This is a genomic window from Kitasatospora sp. NPDC017646 (genome assembly GCF_044329365.1).
Classification (GTDB): Bacteria; Actinomycetota; Actinomycetes; order Streptomycetales; family Streptomycetaceae; genus Kitasatospora.
Map to the genome: position 1 here is coordinate 1 of NZ_JBIRJC010000036.1, position 7,863 is coordinate 7,863.

Annotated in this window: 7 protein-coding genes; 4 read left to right on the forward strand and 3 right to left on the reverse strand. The window is 73.3% G+C overall.

Features of this window, described 5'->3' with window-relative positions; all coding sequences use genetic code 11:
• The first annotated feature begins 396 nt into the window (after nt 1–396).
• Both ACH4J0_RS34005 and ACH4J0_RS34010 read left to right on the forward strand, forming a co-directional pair.
• The gene (locus ACH4J0_RS34005; RefSeq protein ID WP_396244887.1) at nt 397–1,545 is read left to right on the forward strand and encodes an anion permease; all 1,149 of its coding nucleotides are present in this window, start codon (nt 397–399) and stop codon (nt 1,543–1,545) included.
• Nucleotides 1,546–1,549: 4 nt separating this feature from the next.
• On the forward strand, nt 1,550–1,795 hold the full coding sequence (locus tag ACH4J0_RS34010; RefSeq protein ID WP_396244888.1) for a hypothetical protein: 246 nt from the start codon (nt 1,550–1,552) through the stop codon (nt 1,793–1,795).
• Nucleotides 1,796–2,014: 219 nt separating this feature from the next.
• On the opposite strand, the gene ACH4J0_RS34015 is transcribed toward ACH4J0_RS34010, so the two are convergent.
• Nucleotides 2,015–3,547, reverse strand: coding sequence for an MFS transporter (locus ACH4J0_RS34015; RefSeq protein WP_396244890.1), 1,533 nt, complete (start codon nt 3,545–3,547; stop codon nt 2,015–2,017).
• A gap of 401 nt (nt 3,548–3,948) precedes the next feature.
• Between ACH4J0_RS34015 and ACH4J0_RS34020 the strand changes: the two genes are divergently transcribed.
• Nucleotides 3,949–4,122 carry a hypothetical protein gene (locus tag ACH4J0_RS34020; RefSeq protein ID WP_396244891.1) on the forward strand — a complete coding sequence of 58 codons (174 nt, stop codon included), beginning with the start codon at nt 3,949–3,951 and terminating at the stop codon, nt 4,120–4,122.
• Between the two features lie 125 nt (nt 4,123–4,247).
• Nucleotides 4,248–4,613 (forward strand): hypothetical protein, encoded by a 366-nt coding sequence (locus tag ACH4J0_RS34025; protein WP_396244892.1) that lies wholly within the window; start codon nt 4,248–4,250, stop codon nt 4,611–4,613.
• A 195-nt stretch (nt 4,614–4,808) separates the two neighbouring features.
• On the opposite strand, the gene ACH4J0_RS34030 is transcribed toward ACH4J0_RS34025, so the two are convergent.
• Together ACH4J0_RS34030 and ACH4J0_RS34035 are read right to left on the reverse strand one after the other, a co-directional pair.
• Entirely contained in the window at nt 4,809–5,288 is a 480-nt protein-coding gene (locus ACH4J0_RS34030; RefSeq protein WP_396244893.1) for an SsgA family sporulation/cell division regulator, read from the reverse strand.
• A 565-nt stretch (nt 5,289–5,853) separates the two neighbouring features.
• Entirely contained in the window at nt 5,854–7,614 is a 1,761-nt protein-coding gene (locus ACH4J0_RS34035) for an ABC transporter ATP-binding protein (RefSeq protein WP_396244894.1), read from the reverse strand.
• Nucleotides 7,615–7,863: the final 249 nt, after the last annotated feature.

Genomic DNA, 7,863 nt, shown 5'->3' on the forward strand with positions numbered 1-7,863 from the left:
CCTGCCCGGACGCCGGTTCGCGCCGCTGTCGCGCACTGTTGACGCCGTTTCGGGTCACCGGGACAGACCCGTGACCCGGACGATCTTGACCATGGGCCGCGACGACACCGACGACACGGCCGGCACCACGGCACCCCGGCACCCCGGCGCCCCGGCACCCCGGCACCACGTGCTCGGTCCCAGCGCAGGCCGACGGGGTGGCCGACCGTCGCCCCGACTCCGGGCCGACGTCGTCCTCGGCGTGACGGCCACGGACCTTGCCCGGTCGGAGGCCTGACGGACCGTCGGTGGGTCGCGCCCGGTGCGGTGACACCCGGGTTCACCCGCGATCGGGGGTGGACGGCCCGGGGAGTGTCGTGCACCGGCGTGGGTCGGGCGGACGGTTAGGTTCGTACGGTGACCGGCAATGACGTGGTCCTGGCGCTCGTGATCACGACCGGGCTGGGTTTCGATTTCACCAACGGGTTCCACGACACCGGCAACGCCATGGCGACCTCCATCGTCACCGGGGCCCTCCGGCCGCGTCTCGCGGTCGCCGTGTCGGCGGTGCTGAACCTGGCCGGCGCCTTCCTGTCGACGGCGGTCGCCGCGACCATCGCCGGCGGACTGGTGAACAGCCACGACGTGACCCTGACGGTGGTCATGGCGGGACTGGCCGGCAGCATCCTGTGGAATCTGACGACCTGGTTCCTCGGGATCCCCTCCAGCTCCTCGCACGCGCTGATCGGAGGTGTGGTCGGGGCGACGATGGCGGCGGCGGGCGGCTCCGCGGTCAAATGGCAAGGACTGGTCTCCAAGGTGATCGTGCCCGCCGCCCTGTCGCCGCTCATTGCCGGCGTGGTCGCCGCGCTCGGCACCTACCTGGTCTACCGCCTCACCCGCGGCGTGCCCGAGGACTCGCAACGGCAAGGTTTCCGGCTCGGCCAGGTCGGCTCCGCCTGCATGGTCTCGCTCGCCCACGGCACGAACGACGCACAGAAGACCATGGGCGTGATCACCCTGGCGCTGATCGCCGACGGAACCCTGTCCGCCGGGGCGAAGTCACCGACCTGGGTGATCGCCTCCTGCGCCGGGGCGATCGCCCTCGGCACCTACATCGGCGGCTGGCGCGTCATCCGCGCGCTGGGCAAGGGACTGGTGGAGATCGATGCACCGCAGGGGATGGCCAGCGAGTCGGCGTCGGCCGCGGTGATCCTCTCCTCCACCGACTTCGGCTACTCGCTCTCCACCACGCATGTGGCCACCGGATCGATCCTCGGCGCCGGGGTGGGCAGGAAGGGGGCGGTGGTGCGCTGGCACATCGCCAACCGGATGGTGGCCGCCTGGCTGCTCACCCTTCCGGCCGCGGCGGTGGTCGGCGCGCTCGCCTACAAGGTCGCCGACGGGATCGGGGGGACGGTCGGCGTGGTGGTGATCTCCGCCGTGCTGGTGCTGGCCTCGATCGCGTTCTACGCCGCTTCCCGCCGCCCGGCCGTCACCCCGGAGAACGTCAACGCAGCGTGGACGGGTTCGGTCGTGCCGCGCGCTGAACGCAGGAGGAGGTAGCCCCGTGAACTCCTGGATCAACCTCAACGCGCTGTGGAAGATCATCGTGGTGGGGGTGCTCGTCGGCGCCGGTCTGCCCGCGCTGTTCGCCATCGGCGTGCGCGCCCTCAATCCGCCGGTCCGGACGGACGGGGCCGCCGCCACGCGTCCGGTGGCCGGACCGCTCGGCTACCTCGTCGCCGTGGTGTGCTTCACGGTGGTCCTCGCCGCGATCGGGTGGGGTGTGTCCGTCATCGTCAGCCACCGCTGACCCACGCCGCCGACGGTCCCGACCACCGCAGGACGGCTCGCGCGGCCCCCGCCGCTTCGACCGACACCTGATACCCGTGGCACGCCGAACGCCGTCCCTGCCCGGTCGGCCCGTCGGGCCCGTCCTCGAGCGAGCGGCGGGCCCCGCTGACCGGACGGGTTCTCCGCCGCGAGCGCGGTGCGGTGGAACCGTCGCGCGCCGTCCGCGGTCGGCCGGTTCCTACCGCGCGGTCCGGACCCTACGGGGCATGAGCACGTACGCCGCCACGGCCAGGGCGAGCGGCAGGAGGCTCGTGACCAGCATGGTGAGCCTCAGGCCGTCGCTGAAGTCCAGCCCGAGGTCCAGCCCGGCTTGCCGGAGCAGGTTCGGGTCGTAACCGACGGCGGCCGGCCCCTGTGCCATCGCGCTTCGTGTCGCGTCCACGGCCTGGGCGGCCTGGGTCTCCGACAGGCCGCGCGCATCGGCGTCGTTGAGCCACCGCCGTTGGAAGAAGAGGTTGAACAGCAGGAGGTAGACGGCGGGGCCGAGCGCGTAGCCGGTCATTCCGAACGCCGGCTGGACGGAGGCGACGGCACCGGACCTACCGGGTGGGGCGTGCGAGAGGATGGTCTCGGCCACCGAGGCCGAGGCCACCAGTGAGCCCAGGTTGGTGAGCCAGGTGGCCAGGACCAGGATCCACAGCGCCATCGTGGGCCCGGCGGTGGCCGCCATCAGCAGCCCGCCCGCGACCAGCACCAGCATGCCGGTGATGAGGACCGGCCGGGGGGTGTACCTCCCGATCATGCGCCCGGCGAGGATGACGGCGCCTGCCACCAGCAGCGTGCCGGGCAGGTACAGCAGGCCGATCGTGCGCGGGGACAGCGTGAGGACCACACTGCCGAACTGCCCCAGGGCGAAGCCGAACCCCGCGGCGATGAAGTTCAGCGTCAGGCTGGCCAGCGCGGCCACGGTGAACGCGCCGCTGCGGAACAGCGACGGCTCCAGGACGGGCTCGGTGGCCCGGCGCTCATGGAATACGAACAGCACGCCGGCGATCACACTGATCACCAGGGGCAGCCAGGACTGGAGCCGGGTGATCCCGTTCTCCGCCTCGGCGATGCCGTGGACGAGGGTCAGCAGGACGACGCCGACCAGGCTGACGCCCACCACGTCGACCCCGCGGCGCTGAGGGACGGAGGACTCGGTGACGTAGCGGGCCGTCAGCCCGAGCGCGATCAGCGCCAGCAGCGGGACGAGCAGGAACAGCCACCGCCAGCCGACGGCCCCCACCACCCAGCCCACGACCGCGGGTGTCACCCCGCACAGCACCATTTCGATGGCCATGAAGACGCCGATGGCCGCCGGCCGCCGTTCCGGCGGCACGGCGACCTTGAGCAGGGCCAGTGACACTCCCAGCATCGCGGCCAGGGCCAGGCCGTCGAGCAGGCGCATCACCAGGAGGAACCCGTAGTCGGGGGAGAGCGCGGAGAGCAGGTTGACGACGACTCCGCCGACCAGGCCCAGCATCAGCAGCCGCTTGAGTCCGAAAGCGTCCCCGATACTGCCCACAGCGAGGACGGCGGCGGCCACGACCAGCGTCGCCGCGCCTTCCAGGAACCCGACGACGTCGGGCGGTACGTGCAGCGCCCGGCTGATCTGCGGCATGTTCAGGCTGAGGACCAGCGGGTCGACGGTCGTGATCGTGAAAGCGATGGAGAGCCCCAGGATGATCGGGAGGGTCGCGAAGGCGGATCGCGGCTCCGCAGCCGTCACAGCAGCACCTCCCGTAGGTCGGCGGGCACCGCCCGCTCATCGACCGCCCGCTCACCGGCCGACCAGGGTCCGGTCACCGGTTCCCGCACGACCTCCCACGGTCGACGCATCCGGCCCCGGAGGGCTCGTGTCGATGTGATCCGGAACCATCCGCCGGGCCGTCCTCTGCGCCGGTCCCGCGACGGCTGCCGGCGGCTCCCGGCCCAGCTTGCCAGAGCATCGGCGGCGGGGCGCTCCCATCCGCAGGTGGCGGGGCTCGAGGTTCACCTGCACGGGGCCGGGATCGCCGGCGAAGGCGGTGCCACGCGGAACCCGGGCCCCGAGCCCCTTCCGGAACCCGGGCTGGAGGCCGGCCACCAGGGCTCCGCGTCCAGATGCACGAGGGGCTCCGCGGAGTCCGCATGGGCGTGGGGACCGGGCCGGTGCCCCGACTCGTCGAACTCCAGCCCTCGCTCCGCGCACATGAGCGACTGTCCGACCCCGCGCCCGTGGTGCTGGACGTGCCGATGGGACGCCCGCACCGTCCCGGTGCCCAGGGGGCGCGCGCCACCGTCCTTGCCCGGCAGCGGCGTTGACGAAGGAAGTTCGGGTACGTCACGCTCGGTGGACCGCCGGGAAGGGGCCGTCGGCCGCGTTGCCGAGCGCCGTCCCGACGCCCCGGCCGGATGTCCACCGCGCACCCCCTCGTGGAGGTACCACCATGTCCGAGCGCCGTCCCGCCGTCCCCGGAGCCGCCGTCGCCGCCCTGGCCCTCGCCGCCCTGTTCCTCCCGGCCACCGGCGCCCACGCCGCACCGCCCGCAGACTCGTGCACCAACAACTGGAGCATCAGCTCCGCCGAGGGCTACGCGAACGGGAAGTGGTGCAACTACGACACCAAGGTCATCGGCACGGTGCACGACACCAAGGCGGACGGCCGCTGCCCCTACGTGCGCGGCGGCCTCTCCGACGGCGGCTACGTCGACAGCGACTGGGCCGGCGGAAAGGGCAAGTCCCGTTCCATCACCCTCCTCGCCCCCTCGAACACCCGCTTCACCAGCCTCAGCATGCGTTACATCAACTGCTGACGCCCACCGCGGCGGCAACGGGCCCAGGGCGATGACGGCCCGGTCCGTCCTCCCGCCGCCGGGGGAGTGGCAGCACCGTGCGGTCGCGACCCGGCCCGACCGGACCCCGACTCCACCCGGACGCGGCCGCCCTGCTCGGACTCCCGGCACCGGCGCGTGCGGTCCGGGCGTGGCCGCTCGCGCGTCCTCCCGCGGTCACGGCGAGGGTGGCGGATCGGTGAGGAGACGGTGGATCAGTGCGTCGATGTCGAGGTTGAGGTGTTCGGAGCCCGGGGCGCTGATCTGCTCGCTCCGGTCCAGGAACTCCCGTACGGCGCCGGTGGGCAGGCTGATCCGGCAGACGGGGCCGTCGCCTTCGGGACTCAGGTTCACGACCACGGCGGCGAAGGCGTCGACGGGGGCGGGATGAACCGTGACGTCACCCAGACCGGTGTGGGTGCGCAGGCCCTCGGCGAGCAGGCAGCGGGCGAAGACCCAGGTGATCGGGTCAGGCGAATCGACGTGGAGGTCGAGGTAGGCGGCGTACGGGTCCTCGATGTGATGGCGCAGGCACGCCGCCACCGGGGCGAGCACGCCGTGGGCGACATGGGCCTGGCCGATGAAACGCACGGCGCAGCGCGGGCCGGTGAACCGGTCGTCGTGGCCGGGGCCGTCCGGCAGCGGGATCACGGACACACCGCCCCCCGTCGCGTGCGCTCCGCGGTGCCCGAGCCAGTCGTCACCGCAGGTCCTCGGCCGTCCGAGCCTTCCCGCACACGGGAGCCGCCCGCTGCTCCCGGTGGCGGTGGGCAGGCGTTGTGCGGCGGGGACGAGGGGGGCGCTTCGGAGGTGTGCGGCATATGCAGGAGAACGACGGTCGCCGCGGGCCGGTGTCGGGAGGTTCACCGGCGGGTGCGAACTCCGGGTCGCGAAGCTGACCGGACGTCAACCGTTCGAAGGCTTCTCGCGGGGAGCCGGAGCCGGACCCGTGACGGCCGAGGCGCGATCACCCGGCCACGGCGGGCGCGGGTGGCTCGACGGCCGCGGTCGGCCGCCGCCGGGCCGAAATCCGGTGACAACGCGCCTGCGTGACGACCAACCGGCTGTGGACGCGGCCGCCGGCCACCGCGCCGTCGAGAACCTGATCGGGGATCGCACCCCCGCCGGGCTGGTGGGGAGTCAGCCTTCCCGGCCCGGGCTCGACAGGCCGCGAACCGGGTGGTGGCTGCGCCCGCACGGGCGGGTGCGGCCGGACCGGGCCTCAGCGTGTCGGGAGTGTCTGGCTGGCGACGAGTTCCCGGTACGGGGTGCAGTGTTCCAGCAGGGTGGGATGGTCTCCGGTGCCGATGACGGTGCCCCGGCTCATCATGATCACGTGGTCGGCGTGCTGGACGGTGGAGAGTCGGTGGGCGACGACGATCACGGCGCGGGTCGCGGCGAGGTTCTCCACGACGGTGCGGAACCGCTGCTCGTTGAGGCCGTCCAGTTGGCTGGTGGGTTCGTCCAGCAGCACGATGTCGGCGTCGGAGAGCAGGGCGCGCGCCAGGGCCATCCGCTGGCGCTGGCCGCCGGACAGGTCCGACTCGCGGCCGAGGCGCGTGTCCAGGCCCTGCGGCAGGCGGGCGATGTCGTCGGTGAGTCCGACGGCGTCCAGCACGGCGTCCAGCTCGGCGTCGTCGGCCCGTCGGGCGTTGCCCAGTTGCAGGTTCTCCCGGACGGTGGCCTCCAGCAGCGTGAAGGCCTGGTCGACGTAGGCGATCCGGGCGCGCAGCGCGTCCAGCGGCCAGTGGCGGGCGTCGTGACCGAGGACGGTGATCGAGCCGGAGCCGGGGTGGACGAAGCGGTCGATGAGCGCGAGCGCGGTGCTCTTGCCGGCGCCCGAGGGCCCGACCAGCGCGGTCAGTCCGGTGCGGGCGGCAGTGAAGGAGATCCCGCGCAGCGCGGGTTCGCCCGAGCCAGCGTGGGTGAAGGAGACCGCTCGGAACTCCAGCGCCGGAGCGTGGCGCAGCGGGGTGGGTGTGGTGCGCGCGGCGTCGTGCGGCTCGCTCTCGGTGGGCTGGGCCAGCAGCTCGTTGCAGCGGTCGCGGGCGGCCAGTCCGGCTTGCAGCCGGCCGGAGCCGGTGGCCAGGGCGCTGACCGAGGGCACCAGTTGCAACAGGTAGAGGAGGAACGCGGCGAAGGCCGCCGCCTGGAGGGTGCCCGCGGCCATCCGGGCGCCGCCGGTGAGGATCACCGCTATCATCGCGAACTGGTTGCCGAGGGTCATCACGGCCGGGACGAGTGCGTTGAGGCGGGCGCCCTCGACGGAGACCAGCCGCAGTCGCTCGGCGTCGGCCGCCAGTGCGCGGGCGGCCTGCGGTTCGGACCGGTAGGCCTTGATGGTGGTCAGTGCCTCCAGGTCAGCCGTGAAGCGCTGGGCGATCCTGCCGACGGCCTCCTGCTGGCCGGTCACGTTGGCCTTCATCCGGCGCACGATCAGCAGCACCATGGCCGTCAGCAGGGAGAAGGCGGCGGCGGTGACGAGGGTGAGGACCCAGTCGATCCACAGCATCACCACCAGGGTTGCCGCCACGGTCAGTACGGCCAGGGGGATCTGGGCGGCCACGTCGACCACCTGGCGCAGCAGCTGCGCGTCCGAGGTGATCCGCGCCGTGAGTTCACCGGTGCCCCGGGCCCGCACGACAGGCAGCGGCAGGCGCAGTGCGTGTTCCATGATCCGGGTGCGCAGCCGGTAGGTCATCCGCTCGCCGATCCGGGCCAGCAGGAAGCCCGACATCGCCTGGGTGAGCGCGCCGGCGACGGCTGCCAGGCACATCAGCAGCACGTCGGGGGTGAGCGGGCGGTGGCTGGAGAAGTCGACGATGATGTCGCGGACCAGCAGCGGCAGGGCCAGGGCCGCGGCGGTGGAGCCCACCGCGAGCAGCAGGGCACCCGTGAGGTGGCCGGGCTGGGCGGTCAGTTCGCGGTGCAGGCGCACCCGGTCGGGTGCGTGCTCGGGGCTGGGCGGGGACTGGTCGGCCACGGCATCCTCTCGGTTCGGCGGTGTCGCGCCGCTCGGGTGCGGCGGTGTCGCGCCGCTCGGGCGCGGCGGGGCCCGACCGGGCGGGTCGTAGGGGGTGGGCGTGGATCGGGCCGCAGTGGCGGGATCACCACTGCGGCCCGGGGCCGGGCGGGCCGGGGGGGCGGGCCCGCCGGCGCGGGGGGGGTGGGCCCCCCCGCCCACCCACCGCGCCCGGGGTAAGAGGCCGACGACGGGGGTCACCCAGCGGGT

Excerpts from the sequence above, each read along its gene's own strand:
- ACH4J0_RS34020 (WP_396244891.1), top strand. The coding sequence starts at position 3,949 with ATGGGCGTGGGGACCGGGCCGGTGCCCCGACTCGTCGAACTCCAGCCC.
- ACH4J0_RS34025 (WP_396244892.1), top strand. The coding sequence starts at position 4,248 with ATGTCCGAGCGCCGTCCCGCCGTCCCCGGAGCCGCCGTCGCCGCCCTG.